Annotated in this window: 13 protein-coding genes; 7 read left to right on the top strand and 6 right to left on the bottom strand. The window is 71.1% G+C overall.

Annotation, left to right across the window (positions count from 1 at the left end; all coding sequences use genetic code 11):
• Nucleotides 1-136 precede the first annotated feature (136 nt).
• The 4 genes from FKV24_RS02230 to fusA all read right to left on the bottom strand — a co-directional run bounded on the left by FKV24_RS02230 (nucleotide 137) and on the right by fusA (nucleotide 3824).
• Nucleotides 137-646, bottom strand: a complete 510-nt coding sequence (locus FKV24_RS02230) for a hypothetical protein (RefSeq protein ID WP_111265764.1) — start codon at nucleotides 644-646, stop codon at nucleotides 137-139.
• A gap of 104 nt (nucleotides 647-750) precedes the next feature.
• Complete coding sequence (locus tag FKV24_RS02225; protein ID WP_141481043.1) at nucleotides 751-1074, bottom strand: helix-hairpin-helix domain-containing protein; 324 nt, start codon at nucleotides 1072-1074, stop codon at nucleotides 751-753.
• A 42-nt stretch (nucleotides 1075-1116) separates the two neighbouring features.
• On the bottom strand, nucleotides 1117-1776 hold the full coding sequence (locus FKV24_RS02220) for a hypothetical protein (RefSeq protein ID WP_111265766.1): 660 nt from the start codon (nucleotides 1774-1776) through the stop codon (nucleotides 1117-1119).
• Nucleotides 1773-3824, bottom strand: a complete 2052-nt coding sequence (gene fusA / locus FKV24_RS02215) for an elongation factor G (protein WP_141481042.1) — start codon at nucleotides 3822-3824, stop codon at nucleotides 1773-1775. The genes FKV24_RS02220 and fusA overlap by 4 nt, the downstream gene beginning before the upstream one ends.
• 327 nt (nucleotides 3825-4151) lie before the next feature.
• On the opposite strand from fusA, the gene FKV24_RS02210 reads away from it, so the two are divergent.
• Both FKV24_RS02210 and FKV24_RS02205 read left to right on the top strand, forming a co-directional pair.
• Nucleotides 4152-4589, top strand: a complete 438-nt coding sequence (locus FKV24_RS02210; protein ID WP_141481041.1) for an OsmC family protein — start codon at nucleotides 4152-4154, stop codon at nucleotides 4587-4589.
• A gap of 9 nt (nucleotides 4590-4598) precedes the next feature.
• A complete protein-coding gene (locus FKV24_RS02205) occupies nucleotides 4599-5315 on the top strand; it encodes an alpha/beta fold hydrolase (RefSeq protein ID WP_170288178.1) in 717 nt (238 codons plus the stop codon).
• Between the two features lie 311 nt (nucleotides 5316-5626).
• On the opposite strand, the gene FKV24_RS02200 is transcribed toward FKV24_RS02205, so the two are convergent.
• Nucleotides 5627-6523, bottom strand: coding sequence for a PhzF family phenazine biosynthesis protein (locus FKV24_RS02200; RefSeq protein WP_141481039.1), 897 nt, complete (start codon nucleotides 6521-6523; stop codon nucleotides 5627-5629).
• 204 nt (nucleotides 6524-6727) lie between these two features.
• On the opposite strand from FKV24_RS02200, the gene FKV24_RS02195 reads away from it, so the two are divergent.
• The 4 genes from FKV24_RS02195 to FKV24_RS02180 all read left to right on the top strand — a co-directional run bounded on the left by FKV24_RS02195 (nucleotide 6728) and on the right by FKV24_RS02180 (nucleotide 12979).
• Nucleotides 6728-9310, top strand: a complete 2583-nt coding sequence (locus tag FKV24_RS02195) for a bifunctional aspartate kinase/diaminopimelate decarboxylase (RefSeq protein WP_141481038.1) — start codon at nucleotides 6728-6730, stop codon at nucleotides 9308-9310.
• Nucleotides 9311-9319: 9 nt separating this feature from the next.
• Nucleotides 9320-10711, top strand: coding sequence for a UDP-N-acetyl-alpha-D-muramoyl-L-alanyl-L-glutamate epimerase (gene murL / locus FKV24_RS02190; protein WP_141481037.1), 1392 nt, complete (start codon nucleotides 9320-9322; stop codon nucleotides 10709-10711).
• Nucleotides 10692-12110 carry a UDP-N-acetylmuramoyl-L-alanine--D-glutamate ligase gene (murD, locus tag FKV24_RS02185; RefSeq protein ID WP_141481036.1) on the top strand — a complete coding sequence of 473 codons (1419 nt, stop codon included), beginning with the start codon at nucleotides 10692-10694 and terminating at the stop codon, nucleotides 12108-12110. The genes murL and murD overlap by 20 nt, the downstream gene beginning before the upstream one ends.
• Nucleotides 12111-12178: 68 nt before the next feature.
• Complete coding sequence (locus FKV24_RS02180) at nucleotides 12179-12979, top strand: dienelactone hydrolase family protein (RefSeq protein ID WP_141481035.1); 801 nt, start codon at nucleotides 12179-12181, stop codon at nucleotides 12977-12979.
• Nucleotides 12980-13002: 23 nt separating this feature from the next.
• On the opposite strand, the gene FKV24_RS02175 is transcribed toward FKV24_RS02180, so the two are convergent.
• Complete coding sequence (locus FKV24_RS02175) at nucleotides 13003-14016, bottom strand: polyprenyl synthetase family protein (RefSeq protein WP_141481034.1); 1014 nt, start codon at nucleotides 14014-14016, stop codon at nucleotides 13003-13005.
• Between the two features lie 268 nt (nucleotides 14017-14284).
• Here FKV24_RS02175 and ssb point away from each other — a divergent pair.
• The coding region (gene ssb, locus FKV24_RS02170; RefSeq protein WP_141481033.1) for a single-stranded DNA-binding protein at nucleotides 14285-14612 on the top strand (328 nt) is incomplete at its 3' end.

The following is a 14612-nucleotide window of genomic DNA, read 5'->3' as shown; positions in this document are numbered from 1 at the left end:
GGGGGGGGGGCGTGCTAGATCGCATCCCGTAGGAGCGGCGTGAGCCGCGATGGAGCTTTCTTGGGTAGGCCCCCGCGGCTTGTGCCGCTCCTGCCGACTCCGTCCGGTGATCGCGCGACGATGACGCCGCGACGGGTCAGGGGTTGGCTTCCCAGCCCGGCTCGCAGCGCTTGACCCGGTGGTTGTGGTAGCCGATCAGCCGCCAGCCCGGCGTGGTGCCGTCGCTCCACACGAAATCCCAGCGCTGCTGGCGGCGGTTGCCGCAGACGCTGGCCGAGAAGCGGTCGCCGGAGACGCCCTGTTCCGGCAACGCGTCGCGCGGCGGCAGCGGGCGTGCGCCGTCGTGCGGAAAGACGCCTCCGCGCAGGGTCGAGTAGCGTATGTAGAGATCGCCGCCCTGGTTGTCGCGCTGGCGGGTGGCGGCGTCGAGGATCGCCTGGCGCATCGCTTCGGTGGCCGGATGGCCTTCCGGCAGCCGGTACTCGTAGCTGACCCGGGTGCGGCCTTCCAGCGGCGACAGGTCGGGCGGTTGCGATGGCGTCTGCGCCGTTGCGGACGGCGCCGCCAGCGCGATCGCGATGATCGCCGCGGCGCCGGCGATGCCCGCGGGTGGAGGTCGGTGGCTCGGCACCTGGTTCGGCGTCATGGGGCTCCAGCTCCGTACGACGGATGACGTTCGACAGCGTTCCATCATCGCCGTGGAAGCCTCATGAAGCGAGCGGTTGACGATGGGCCTCTTCCACGCGGCTGTCATCGCATGCGGCGCAGGTCGGCCGGCAGACGCGCTTCGACCGCCGGCCAGTCGCGTTTGCGCTGCGCGGTGAAGTCCCACCACGGGCGCGCGTCGTCGTGCTCGGCAAACGCGACCGCGGCGATGAAGGTATCCAGCACGCAGGGGTCCTGGCGCAGGCCGGTCAGCGCGCACAGCTGCAGATAGAGCCCGGTCGCGTCGCGGCCGCGCAGCTCCGCCGGCGCGTCGATGCCGAGCGCGCGCAGGTCGTCGGCCATCGACGGGCCGATGTTGGGGATGTCCTCCAGCCGCTGCGCTTCGGCCAGGCGGTGTGCCTTGCCCATCAGCCGTCCTTGCGCCGCGCCGGGTGCCCGCGATCGCCGTGTTCAGCCGCCATCGGAGGCATCGTCCTGGTCCTGTCCGCCGTTCTCGCCGGGCTTGCCCGCAGGCGGCCCCTGCTCCTGGCGCTCGGGGGTGTAGGAGCCCCTGTGGGTGTCTTCGGGGGCCTGTCCTTGCGGGCCCTGCAATGGGGTGTGTTCGAGGTCGGGCATGCTGCGTTCTCCTTGAGCGGTGCTCGAAAACAGGTTGAGTGTCGCGAATGTGCACAGCAGGAACAGGCCCGCCACCAGGCAGGCGGTCGCCGCGAAGCTGCAGCGCTTGATATAGGTCGACAGCAATCTTGCCCGGCCGGGTGGAGGGTTGCGGCCCTCTCCAGATCCGCTTTCGGCGCGGAGGAAGTTGGCGTAATCGTCTTCGTTCTCGGCGCGGGCGCGCTCCACCGCGACCGACGAGAAGTAGATCGACACGAACCCGAGCAGGACCGCGAAGACCAGGAACAGCCACGACAGTCCCATCACCGGCACACTGGCCGCCGTCGGTGCGATCGCGATCTTTTCCAGGAAGGTCAGCGAGATCGCGATGGCGCCGCCGGACAGCGTCAGCAGCGCCTTTTCATAGCGTTCGGTCACCGCCAGCAGGCGCTCGTCCAGCTGCTGGCGCTGCCGCAGGTAGGCCAGGTATTTGGGATGGGTCGCGTTCCCGTTCATCCATCCTCCTCGTGATGCGGCTTGTAGGCGTCGACCAGCTTCTGCTGCACCTGCGCCGGCACCGGCTCGTAGTGGCTGAAGTCCAGCGAGTAGCGGCCACGTCCGGCCGTCACCGACTTCAGCTCGGCCGCGTAGCCCTCCAGTTCCGACAGCGGCACCTGCGCCTTGACCACGATCTCGCCGCCGCGCAGGGCGTCGGTGCCGTTGATCCGCGCGCGCTTGGAGGCCAGACCGCCGCTGATGTCGCCCATGTGCTGTTCCGGCGCATTGACCTCCAGGTCGACGATCGGCTCCAGCACCTGCGGCCGCGCCTTCTGCACCGCGTCGAGGAAGGCCTTCTTGCCGGCGGCGACGAAGGCGACCTCCTTGCTGTCGACCGGGTGGTGCTTGCCGTCGTAGACGATCACCCGGATGTCCTGCATCGGGTAGCCGGCCAGCGCGCCGCCCTGCAGCACCTGGCGCACGCCCTTCTCGACCGCGGGCAGGAACTGGCCGGGGATGGTGCCGCCCTTGACCTCGTCGACGAACTCGAAGCCGCCGCCGCGCGGCAGCGGCTCGATGCGCAGGAACACCTCGCCGAACTGGCCGGCGCCGCCGGTCTGCTTCTTGTGCCGGTGATGCCCCTCGGCCTTGCCGCTGACGGTCTCGCGGTAGGCGATCCGCGGCGGCCGCGACGCGACCTCGACGCCGTGCCGCTCCTGCAGCCGCTCCAGGTTCACCCGCAGATGCAGGTCGGACAGGCCGCGGATCACCGTCTCGTTGGTCTCGGCCTCGTGTTCGACGACGAAGCAGGGGTCCTCCTCGGCCAGTTTGTGCAGGGCCGCGGCGAGCTTCTGTTCCTGGCCCTTGCGGGTGGCGCTGACCGCCAGCCCGAACATCGGCCGGGGGAAGTCCAGCGGCGCCAGGTGGATCTGGTCCTCGTCGTGGCTGTCGTGCAGGACCGCATCGAAATGCAGGTCGTCGACCTTGGCGACCGCGGCGATGTCGCCCGGCACGGCCTGGTCGATCTCGATGTGTTCCCTGCCCCTGAGCTTGAACAGGTGGCCGACCTTGAACGGCTTCTTGCCGTCGTCGACGAACAACTGGCTGTCGCGGCGGACCGTGCCCTGGTAGACGCGGAAGGCCGCCAGCTTGCCGACGAAGGGGTCGTTGACGACCTTGAACACGTCGGCGATCACGTGCGCGTCCGGATCCGGACGCGCCTGCACCGCGACCATGCCGGCGCCGTTGCGCTTCTCGAACGGCGGCGGATTGGCCTCGCCCGGATGCGGGAACAGCCGCTCGGCGATCGCCAGCAGCTCCTTCACCCCGGTGCCGTCGCGCGCCGAGCAGAACACCACCGGCACCAGATGCCCCTCGCGCAGGCACTGTTCGAACGCATCGTGCAGCTCGTCGCCGCCCAGCCCGTCCTCGCCGAGGTCGAGGTAGTGTTCCATCACCGTTTCGTTGACCTCGACCACCTGGTCGATGATCCGCTGGTGCCAGTCGGCGACCGGGCCGAGGTCGCTGTCGCCGGCGGAACTGCCGAAGCAGTCGACGACGCCGCTGCCGTTGCCGGTGGGCAGGTTCAACGGCAGGCAGACCGGACCGAAGCTCTCGCGCAGTTCTTCCAGCACCCGCGCCGGATCGGCGCCGTCGTGGTCGATCTTGTTGACGACGATGGCGCGGCACAACTTGCGTTCGCGCGCGTAGTCCATCATCCGCCGGGTGCCGTATTCGACGCCGTGATCGGCGTCGACCACCACCAGCACGGTCTCGACCGCAGCCAGCGCCGACAGCGCCGGGCCGCGGAAATCGGGGTAGCCGGGGGTGTCGATCAGATTGAGATGGATGCCGCCGTGGTCGGTGCTGGCGATCGCCGCGTCCAAGGAGTGGCCGCGCGATTTCTCCATCGGGTCGAAATCGGACAGGGTGGTGCCGCGCTCGATGCTGCCTGCCGTCTGGACGGTGCCGCCGGCGTGCAGCAGGGCTTCGAACAGGGTGGTCTTGCCGGCGGCGGGGTGGCCTGCCAGGGCCACGTTGCGGATGCTCGCTGTGGAGTAGGGCATGACGTCGTACCTCCCGGGGTTCTTGGGAAGTCCGGCCACGGTCGGCCGGGCCTTTCGCGGAACGATCCGCGCTCGTCGTCATGGCTGTCCGCGTCGGAAACGCTGCCGTCCGAGGCGGAAGGCGCTCGGCGGGCGGTCATGGCGGGTCCCGGTCGGAGCCGCTGGGGTTCCGGGCCGGGCCTCAAGGCTCGCGCTGTCGCCGGACCGGGTCAAGTCCCGGCCGCGTCGTGACGCCGCGCTCACGGCGCTCGGCCACCGGCGTGCCACGATAGGCGGTCCGCGTCGCCCCCGGGCCGGCGCGGCCCCCCACCCATCGAGGAGACGGCAATGGCGTTCAAGCGATACGCGGACGCGGTCTGGCAGGGCGACCTGCAGGCCGGCAATGGCACGATGAGCACTCCGCAGAGCGGCCTGTTCGAGGCCCAGAACTATTCGTTCAAGACCCGCTTCGGCGACGAGAAGGGCACCAACCCCGAAGAGCTGCTGGCCGCCGCCCACGCCGGCTGCTTCAGCATGGCGTTGTCGGCGGTGCTGGGCAAGGCGGGCTTCACCCCCGACCGCATCCAGACCCGCGCCGAGGTGACGATGGAGCCGGGCATGGACCCGGGGCCGACCGTGACCGGAGTGAACCTGGTCGTGGAGGCCAGCGTGCCGGGCATCGACGACGCCACCTTCCAGCGGATCGCCGAAGGCGCCAAGGCCGGCTGCGTGATCTCGCGCGCGCTGGCGGTGCCGGTCAGCCTGTCGGCCACGCTGAAGGGCTGAGTGCGGGCGGTGGCGGCGAGCGCCCGCGGCCATGCCCTGTTGTTGCACGGTGCCGGTGGCGGCGGCTGGGAGTGGGCCCGCTGGCGACCGCTGCTGGAAGCGCAGGGGCTGGCGGTCGCGGCCCCGGACCTGATGCCGGCGGCCGGCGGGCTGGAGGCGACCGCGCTGGACGACTACCTCGCGCAGGCCCGGGCGGCGTTGTCGGCGCTGCCCGGCCCGCGTCTGCTGGTCGGCGCGAGCCTGGGCGGTCTGCTGGCTGCGGCCATCGCCGATGCCGCCGATGCCCTGGTGCTGGTCAATCCACTGCCACCCGCGCCGTGGGCATGGGAGCTGCCGGCGCGCGAGTGGCCGGCGCGGGTGCCGTGGCGGCAGCAGGCGCGGCTGGACTCGACCCGCCGCGCGATTCCCGAGGCCGACCCGGCGACCGCGTTGTTCGCGTTCCGGCGCTGGCGCGACGAGTCCGGGCAGGTGCTGGCGCAGGCGCACGCCGGCATCGAGCTGGCCCCGCCGTGCCGTCCATTGCTGTGCATCGCTTCAGGTGCCGACGAGGACGTGCCGCCGGCGTTGACCCGCGCGCTGGCGACGGCGTGGCGGGGCGATCTGTTCGAACTGGCCGGCGCCAGCCACGTCGGACCGCTGCTGGGCCGCGACGCGGCGGTGGTGGCGGGGCGGGTGCTGGACTGGTGGCGGGCCTGCCGGCCGCAAGCGGCCACGGCGAGGCTGTAGGCGTGCCCGCAGGAGCCGCGTAAGTGGCGGCCGGGCTTTCCCACGAAAGCCCCATCGCGGCTCACGCCGCTCCTACGAGAGAAGGCCGCTGCTCCTGTAGGAGCTGCGTAAGCTGCGATCCCTGGACTGCGCCCGGGAATCCCCAGAGTTTGCTTCGCAAACCTTGGGCCCCGCCGTTGCGCTTCCACACCCCCATTCGCACCTGCGGCGCGAATCGCCCCCTGACTCAGGGGGCGGGGCATGTCGTAGGAGCGGCGTGAGCCGCGACGGGGCCCTCATGGCCACCCGCGGTCGTGCGCGGGGCGCCCCGGTCAGCGCCAGTCGATGCTGCCGCTGAGCACGTTGCAGATGCGGCCGCCGGACCAGACTTCGCCGTCGTCGTCGACCCGCAGCTGCAGACGGGCGTCGTAGCCGACCTCGCGGCCCTGGCTGACCAGGTAGCGGCCGCCCGCGCCGGGCAGGGCGTCGTTGTGGGCCAGCCAGGCGGCCAGGGTCGCGTTGGCGGCGCCGGAGGCGGCGTCCTCGAAACGGGCGGTGGCGCCGACGAAGGCGCGCACGACCAGGTCGTAGTCGCCGTTGCCGGCCTCGGCGCGGGCGAATGCGCACAGGCCCATGCTGCCGGTCGCGTGCGCCAGCGCCTCGATCGCCTCCCATTCCGGATCGGCGCCGCGCAGGGTCCGTTCGTCGGCCAGCTCGGCCAGCCACCAGCGGCGGCCGCCGTCGACCAGGGCCGGGGGCAGCACCACGGCATCCGGGCTGCCCGCCGCCAACCCGGCCAGGAGCTGGGCCAGGCGCGGATCGTCGGCATCGGCGACCTCGACCACCGAAGCCCGCGGCGTCCGCACCGAGATCGTCCGCTGCGGGCCCTCGCCGTCGACCGCCAGCGGCAGCACGCCGGCCGCGCCCTCCTGCCACAGCAGGCCGTCGACCGGAGCGGCCAGGCCGGCCTCCAGCACCACGTGGGCGGTGCCGATGCTCGGGTGGCCGGCGAACGGCACTTCGCGGCGCGGGCTGAACATGCGCACCCGGTAGCTGGCGCCGGGGCGGGTCGGAGCGAATACGAAGGTGGTTTCCGGCAGCCGGGTCCAGCGTGCGATCGCCTGCATCGCGTCGTCGTCCAGGCCTTCGGCGTCAGGAATCACGGCCAGCGGGTTGCCGGCGCCGGGGCGGTCGGCGAATACATCCATTTGCAGATAACGACGGGTCATGACGGAAACGGGATTTCGGGGGGAGAAGGGAGGGCAGTTGCTCTAGAATCGCCGGCTTGGAATGAATATCCCGCGACCGGATGGATCTGCCTGGCGGGATGTCGCCGCGGATTCGCGATGATGATGCGGGGCGACGATTCTAGGCCGGACCGGCCGCCAGTGCCGGTTCGTTTTCCCATATCGACATAACCCAGAGGCAAGGCGGTGGCAGAAACACAGCGTTGGGTCGTACTCAAGTTCGGCGGGACATCGGTGTCGCGTCGCAACCGTTGGGACACCATCGGGACGCTGGCTGCCAAACGCAGGGCCGAGGATGGTGTGCGGGTCCTGGTCGTGGTCTCGGCCCTGTCCGGCGTCACCAACGAGCTGACCGCGATCTGCGCCGGCGACGGCATCGCGGCGCGGGTCGACGCGCTGGCCGAGCGCCACCGCGCGTTCTGCGACGAACTCGGCCTGGCCCCGGAGACGGTGCTGGGCGAGCGTCTGGCGACCCTGCGCGCGCTCGCCGTCGATCCGCGCGCGGCGTCGCTGGCGCTGGACTGGCAGGCCGAGGTGCTGGCCCAGGGCGAGCTGATGTCCTCGACCCTCGGCGCCGCCTACCTGCGCGCCAGCGGTCACGACTTCGGCTGGTGCGATGCGCGCGACTGGCTCGACGCGGTGTCGCTGCCCAATGCCAGCGGCTGGGCCCAGCGGCTGTCGGTGAACTGCCGGCGCGAGGCCGACGCGGGCTTCGCCGAACGCTTCGCCGCGCAGTCCAACCCGCTCCTGATCACCCAGGGCTTCATCGCCCGCCACGGCGACGGCGGCACCGCGGTGCTCGGCCGCGGCGGCTCGGACACCTCGGCGGCGTACTTCGGCGGCCTGCTCAAGGCGCAGCGGGTCGAGATCTGGACCGACGTGCCGGGCATGTTCAGCGCCAACCCGCGCGAGGTGCCGGACGCGCGCTTGCTGACCCGGCTCGACTACGCCGAGGCGCAGGAAATCGCGACCACCGGCGCCAAGGTCCTGCATCCGCGTTCGCTGGGCCCGTGCCGGCACGCCAGCGTGCCGATGGCGATCCTCGACACCGAGCGCCCGGAGCTGCCGGGCACCCGCATCGATACGCTGGCGGCGACGATTCCCGGGGTCAAGGCGATCAGCCGCCGCAACGGCATCGTGCTGGTGTCGATGGAAAGCGTCGGCATGTGGCAGTCGGTCGGCTTCCTCGCCGACATCTTCGAGAAGTTCAAGCACCACGGCCTGTCGGTCGACCTGATCGGTTCCTCGGAGACCAACGTCACCGTGTCGCTGGACCCCAGCGAGAACCTGGTCAGCACCAACGTGCTGGAAGCGTTGTCGGCCGACCTGGAGCAGATCTGCCGGGTCAAGGTGATCGTGTCCTGCGCGGCGATCACCCTGGTCGGACGCGGCATCCGCTCGCTGCTGCACAAGCTGTCGGGGGTGTGGGCGGCGTTCGGCAAGGAGCGCGTGCACCTGATCTCGCAGTCCTCCAACGACCTCAACCTGACCTTCGTCATCGACGAGGCCGACGCCGACGGCATGCTGCCGATCCTGCACGCCGAGCTGATCGACAGCGGCGCGATGCCGGTGCACGAGGCGCAGGTGTTCGGGCCGCGCTGGCGCGAGATCCAGGGCCAACTGCGGCCGAAGCCGGTGCCGTGGTGGAAGGGGCGGCGCGAGCAGTTGCTGGCGCTGGCCGCCGCCGACACCCCGCGCTACGTCTATCACCTGCCGACCGTGCGCGAGCGCGCGCGCCAGCTGGCCGCGATCGAAGCGGTCGACCGCCGCTACTACGCGATCAAGGCCAACTCGCACCCGGCGGTGCTCAAGGCGCTGGTCGCCGAGGGCTTCGGGCTGGAGTGCGTGTCGGAAGGCGAGTTGCAGCGGGTGTTCGAGGTGCTGCCGGAACTGGATCCGGCGCGGGTGCTGTTCACGCCGAGCTTCGCGCCTCACCACGAATACGCCGCCGCGCTGGAGCGGGGCGTGACCGTGACCCTCGACAATGTCGAGGCGCTGCGCCGCTGGCCGGAGATCTTCCGCGGCCGCAGCCTGTGGCTGCGCATCGACCTCGGCCACGGCGACGGCCACCATGAGAAGGTCAACACCGGCGGCAAGACCTCCAAGTTCGGCCTCGCCGCCGCGCGCGTGGACGAGTTCGTCGATGCAGCGCGTGCGCTGGAGATCAGCATCGTCGGCGTGCATGCGCACCTGGGCAGCGGGGTGGAGACGCGCGCGCACTGGCGGCAGATGTACGACGAGCTGGCCGGCTTCGCCCGCCGCATCGGCAGCGTGCAGGTGCTGGACATCGGCGGCGGGCTGCCGATTCCCTACGGCCAGGACGACGAGCCGTTCGACCTGCAGGACTGGGCCGACGGCCTGGCCGAGGTCAAGGCGATCCATCCGGCGTTCGAGCTGGCGATCGAGCCGGGCCGCTTCTTGGTCGCCGAGGGCGGCGTGCTGCTGGCGCGCGCGACCCAGGTGGTCGAGAAGGACGGCATCCTGCGGGTCGGTCTGGACGCGGGCATGAACGTGCTGGTGCGTCCGGCTCTGTACGACGCCTGGCACGAGATCGTCAACCTGCAGCAGCTCGATGCGGCCACCGACGGCGCGTTCGACGTGGTCGGGCCGATCTGCGAGTCCAGCGACGTGTTCGGCCACCGGGTCAAGCTCCCGGCCGGTACCGCGCCGGGCGACATCATGCTGATCGCGGACGCCGGCGCCTACGGCTACGCGATGGCGAGTACCTACAACCTGCGGGCCCTGCCGGCCGAGGATGTCATTGAATGAGTGAACGGAATGAGTGACAACAGGTTCCAGCGCGACGCAGTCGAATCGTTCCGGTTCGTCCGCTGCGGTTTCGATCCCGCCACCGGCGTGGCGCAGCTGGTCTATGCCTTCGACGACGGCCCCGAGCTGGTCGAGACCGTCACCGTGCCGGGTGCGCCGTTCTTCGACGGCGGTGCCGCAGCGGACCCGGCGCGCGCCGCGGCGATCGAGCACGCGCTGCGGCTGCTGCACCTGATCGCCGGCGTCAGCTACTACAAGGCGGCGGTGCCCAAGCGCATCCGCATCGACGGCTACACGATCGATGCCGATACCGCGCGGCTGATCGAAACGATCTACATCAACGGCCTGGGCGAGTTCGCCTATCGCAATGGCCTCGACCTGCATGGGCGGATACGTTTCCCGCACGAGGCCGACCCGGCCGCGCCGGCGCCCGGGCTGGGCCTGGACCGGCACGCCCTGGTCGCGATCGGCGGCGGCAAGGATTCGCTGGTCAGCATCGAGGCGCTGCGCACGCTGGGCGTCGAGCAGAGCGTGAGCTGGATCGGCGGGTCGCAGCTGATCCGCGCCTGCGCCGAGCGCACCGGCCTGCCGACCCTGAACATCGGCCGCGCGCTGGCGCCGGAGCTGTTCGAGTACAACCGCCAGGGGGCGTGGAACGGCCATATCCCGGTGACCGCGGTGAACTCGGCGATCCTGGTGCTGACCGCGGTCCTGCGCGGCGCCGACCAGGTGGTGTTCTCGAACGAGCGTTCGGCCAGCTACGGCAGCCTGATCCTCGCCGCCGACGGCAGCGTGACCAGCGAGGTCAATCACCAGTGGTCCAAGGGCTGGGCGTTCGAGAAGGCGTTCGGCGAGCATGTGCAGCGGCACGTCGCCGCCGACCTGCACTACTACTCGCTGCTGCGGCCGTTGAGCGAGCTGGCGGTGGCGCGCCAGTTCGCGAAGAGCGACCGCTACGACGGTCATTTCTCCAGTTGCAATCGCAACTTCCACATCCTCGGCGAGCGTCCCGCCAACCGCTGGTGCGGGGTCTGTCCGAAGTGCCACTTCGTGTTCCTGGCGCTGGCGCCGTTCATGCCCAAGCCGCGGCTGGTCGGCATCTTTGGCCGCAACCTGCTCGACGATCCGGACCAGACCGCCGGCTACGACGCGCTGCTGGAGTTCCGCGAGCACAAACCGTTCGAGTGCGTCGGCGAGGGGCGCGAGTCGCGCGCGGCGATGGCGCTGCTGGCGACCCGCGCCGAATGGCGCGGCGATGCGCTGGTGGAGCGTTTCGCGCGCGAGATCGAGCCGCAGCTCGACCGTGCCGAACTCGCGGTGGAGCCGTTGCTGGTGCCGGACGAGGAACACCGCATTCCCGCGGCCCTGGCGGAATGGCTGGATGCGTATTTCCGGGCTTGAGTCGATTGCCGCCGCGGGCGGCGCGATCGCCCTGTGGGGCTGGGGCCGCGAAGGCCGCGCCGCCTACCGGGCAATCCGCGAGCGTTGCCCGCAGTTGCCGCTGACCCTGTTCTGCGGCGACGCCGAGGCGGCCGAGCCTCGCGCGTTGGGCGATGCCCGCCTGAGCGTGCGGACCCGTGCCGGGGCCGATGCGCTGGCCGCGCATGCGCTGGTGGTGAAGTCGCCGGGAATCAGTCCGTACCGCGACGAGGTGCGGGCGGCCGCCGCGCGTGGCACCCGCTTCGTCGGCGGCACCGCGCTGTGGTTCGGCGAGCGTGCCGGCGCCGACGGTGTGGTCGCCGATGCGGTCTGCGTGACCGGGACCAAGGGCAAGAGCACCACCACCGCGCTGCTGGCGCACCTGCTGCGCGCGGGCGGGCACCGGACCGCCCTGGCCGGCAACATCGGCCTGCCGCTGCTGGAACTGCTCGATCCCCGGCCCGCGCCGGACTACTGGGCGATCGAGTTGTCCAGCTTCCAGACCTGCGACGTCGCCGCCAGCGGAGCGCGGCCGCGGATCGCGGTCGTCACCAATGTCTTTCCCGAGCATCTGGACTGGCACGGCTCGCAGCAGCGCTACGTCGAGGACAAGCTGAAGCTGGTCACCGCGGCACGCCCGCGCATCGCCGTGCTCAATGCCGCGGACCCGACCCTCGCCGCGCTGCGGCTGCCCGACAGCGAGCTGCGCTGGTACGGCGACGAGGGTGGCTGGCACCTGCGCGGCGACCGTCTGTACCGCGGCGATGCCGAGGTGCTCGATACCGCCGGCATGCCGCTGCCGGGCCGCCACAACCGCGGCAATCTGTGCGCGGTGCTGACCGCGCTGGAGGCGCTGGGCCTGGACGCGGCGGCGCTGGCGCCGGCCGCCACCGGCTTCCGGCCGCTGCCGCATCGCCTGCAGTCGCTGGGCACGCGAGACGGGGTGGAATACGTCAACGATTCGATCAGCACCACCCCGCACGCGACCCTGGCCGCGCTGGACTGCTTCGCCGGACGCCGGGTGGCACTGCTGGTCGGCGGGCATGATCGCGGCCTGGACTGGTCGGATTTCGCCACGGCGATGCGCACGCGAGCGCCGGCGACGATCGTCGCCATGGGCCAGAACGGCCCCCGCATCGCCGCGCTGCTGGCGCCGGAAGCCGCCGACGCGGGCTTTGCGCTGCATCAGGCCGATTCGCTGGAACAGGCGATGGCGCTCGCGCGCGAGGCATTGGCGGGCGAGGGCGTGTTGTTGCTGTCGCCGGGGGCGCCCAGTTTCGGGCCGTATCGCGACTACGTGGCGCGCGGGCGCCATTTCGCCGGGCTGGCCGGCTTCGACCCCGAAGGCATCAGCGCGATCCCGGGACTGGGCATCGCCTGAGACGGCCGCTGCGACGGCGGCACCGACGCGGTAGGCTCCGGGTTCGCCCACGCTGCCGGAGCCGGACCATGTACCGACTTGTCGCCGTTGTCGCCCTGTTGCTGGCCATCGCCCCCGCATCCGCGGCGATGCGGGTCGAACCCGTGGAATGGGAGATCGACGGTCAGGTCTTCGAGGGCCGGCTGGTCCATGACGACGCCGTCGAGGCGCCGCGTCCGGGGCTGGTGATGATGCCCAACTGGATGGGCGTCAGCGACGCCGCGATCGCCAAGGCCCGCCAGATCGCCGGGCAGGACTACGTGGTGCTGGTCGCCGACGTCTACGGCAAGGACGTGCGTCCGAAGGACGATGCGCAGGCGCGCGAACAGGTCGGCCGCGCCTACGCCGATGGCGGCACCGTGCTGCGCCAGCGGGCCGCGCGGGCGGTGGCGGCGCTGAAGGCGCAGGCGGACCGGGTGCCGCTGGATCGGGAGCGGATCGCCGCGCTGGGCTTCTGCTTCGGCGGCTCGGTGGCGCTGGAGCTGGCCCGCGCCGGCGAACCGCTGGCCGGCGTGATCAGCTTCCACGGTGGCCTGAAGACCTATCTGCCGGGCGAGGGCCGACAGATCGCCACACCGCTGCTGGTGCTCAATGGCGCCGACGACGCCTCGGTGCCGGATGAGGACATCCGTGCCTTCGAGCAGGAAATGGATGCGGCCGGCGCCGACTGGCAGTTCGTCGACTTCAGCGGCGCCCGCCACTGCTTCGCCCAGGAGGAGGACGCCGGCAATCCGGCCGACAGCAACTGCCGCTACGACGCGCGTGCGGCGCGCCGTGCGATGGCGATGATGCGGCTGTTCCTGGACGAGCGCTTCGCCGGTTCGCGCTGACCGGGATCGCGCGTTGACCTGAATCAGTGGTCGCGGCTGACCGCGTAGCGGGCCAGCCCGCGCAGGGCGGCGCTGTAATCGTTGTCGCCGATGCGCTCGAGCGCGGCCTCGGCGGCAGCGGCATAGGCGTCCGCGCGGCCGCGGCTGTAGTCCAGACTGCCGCAGGCGTGGATTGCGGCCAGCACCTCGGGCAGCGCTTCGGTATCGCCTTCCTCCACCGCGGTGCGCAGGCGCGCGCGGGTCGCCGCGTCGCTGTGCGCCATTGCGTGGATCAGCGGCAGCGTGGCCTTGCCCTCGGCCAGATCGTCGCCGAGGTTCTTGCCCAGGGTCTCGGCATCGGAGGCGTAGTCGAGCACATCGTCGGCGATCTGGAACGCGTAGCCGAGGTTGAGGCCGTAATCGTGCAGGGCGTCGCAGACCGCCGGTTCGACTTCGTCGCCGGAGACCAGGGCGCCGAGCCGGGTCGCGGCCGCGAACAGCACCGCGGTCTTGCGCTCGATCACCCGCAGATAGGCAGCCTCGTCGGTATCCGGGTTGCGCACGTGCAGCAACTGCAGCACCTCGCCCTCGGCGATCCGGTTGGTGGTGTCGGCGAGGATCCGCATCACCTCCATGCGGTCGAGTTCGACCATCAGCTGGAAGCTGCGCGAGTACAGGAAGTCGCCGACCAGCACGCTGGCGGCATTGCCCCAGACCGCGTTGGCGGTCTTGCGGCCGCGGCGCAGGTCGGATTCGTCGACCACGTCGTCGTGCAGCAGGGTGGCGGTGTGGATGAACTCGACCACCGCGGCCAGCTGGTGGGCATGCCGGCCGATCGCGCGGCGGCCGCCACCGGTCGCACCGGCCGCCAGCAGCAACAGCATCGGCCGCAGCCGCTTGCCGCCGGCGCCGACGATGTACTCGGCGACCTGGTTGATCAGGACCACGTCCGAGGCCAGGCGCTGGCGGATCAGCGCATCGACCGCATCCATGTCGGCGCGCGCGAGCGACTGGATGGCGGCGAGGTCCGGTACGGCGGCCTGGGGCTGTGCTGACATGACGGTGCTGCAAGCGGAAAGACGCCGAATTATAGCGGCAGGCGCCGCCGCGCCCCGGCATTCCGGTCGCCGCGGCCGCCGTCGCGGCCGGCGGGCATGTTCATCTGCGGGTCAGGGCGGCCATCACGGCGGCTAGGAAGCTTCCTAGCCTTCGCCGCGGCGGGTTCGGATGGCGCCGGGGCCGGGGGTATACTGAGATGTCCGTAGCGCGGCCGCCGAGACGGCGCAGCCGCCGCAGACCTCCAGCAACAACCCATAGGACCCGTACATGGCGCGTGGTATCAACAAGGTGATCCTGGTCGGCAACCTCGGCAACGACCCCGACACCAAATACACCCAGGGCGGCATGGCCGTGACCCGGATCAGCCTGGCCACCACCAGCGTGCGCAAGGACCGCGACGGCAATACCCAGGAGCGCACCGAATGGCACCGCGTGGTGTTCTTCGGCAAGCTCGGCGAGATCGCCGGCGAGTACCTGCGCAAGGGCAGCCAGGTCTACGTCGAGGGCTCGATCCGCTACGACAAGTACACCGGCCAGGACGGCGTGGAGAAATACTCCACCGACATCATCGCCGACGAGATGCAGATGCTCGGCG

This window comes from Marilutibacter maris (assembly GCF_006546735.2).
Lineage (GTDB): Bacteria > Pseudomonadota > Gammaproteobacteria > Xanthomonadales > Xanthomonadaceae > Marilutibacter > Marilutibacter maris.
The sequence above is the reverse complement of the archived record's forward strand: the minus strand, read 5'-3'. Positions and strand labels throughout refer to the sequence as shown.

Coding starts and splice junctions, on each gene's coding strand:
- FKV24_RS02230 (WP_111265764.1), bottom strand. CDS start 646: ATGACGCCGAACCAGGTGCCGAGCCACCGACCTCCACCCGCGGGCATC.
- FKV24_RS02225 (WP_141481043.1), bottom strand. CDS start 1,074: ATGGGCAAGGCACACCGCCTGGCCGAAGCGCAGCGGCTGGAGGACATC.
- FKV24_RS02220 (WP_111265766.1), bottom strand. CDS start 1,776: ATGAACGGGAACGCGACCCATCCCAAATACCTGGCCTACCTGCGGCAG.
- fusA (WP_141481042.1), bottom strand. CDS start 3,824: ATGCCCTACTCCACAGCGAGCATCCGCAACGTGGCCCTGGCAGGCCAC.
- FKV24_RS02210 (WP_141481041.1), top strand. CDS start 4,152: ATGGCGTTCAAGCGATACGCGGACGCGGTCTGGCAGGGCGACCTGCAG.
- FKV24_RS02200 (WP_141481039.1), bottom strand. CDS start 6,523: ATGACCCGTCGTTATCTGCAAATGGATGTATTCGCCGACCGCCCCGGC.
- murL (WP_141481037.1), top strand. CDS start 9,320: ATGAGTGACAACAGGTTCCAGCGCGACGCAGTCGAATCGTTCCGGTTC.
- murD (WP_141481036.1), top strand. CDS start 10,692: ATGCGTATTTCCGGGCTTGAGTCGATTGCCGCCGCGGGCGGCGCGATC.
- FKV24_RS02180 (WP_141481035.1), top strand. CDS start 12,179: ATGTACCGACTTGTCGCCGTTGTCGCCCTGTTGCTGGCCATCGCCCCC.
- FKV24_RS02175 (WP_141481034.1), bottom strand. CDS start 14,016: ATGTCAGCACAGCCCCAGGCCGCCGTACCGGACCTCGCCGCCATCCAG.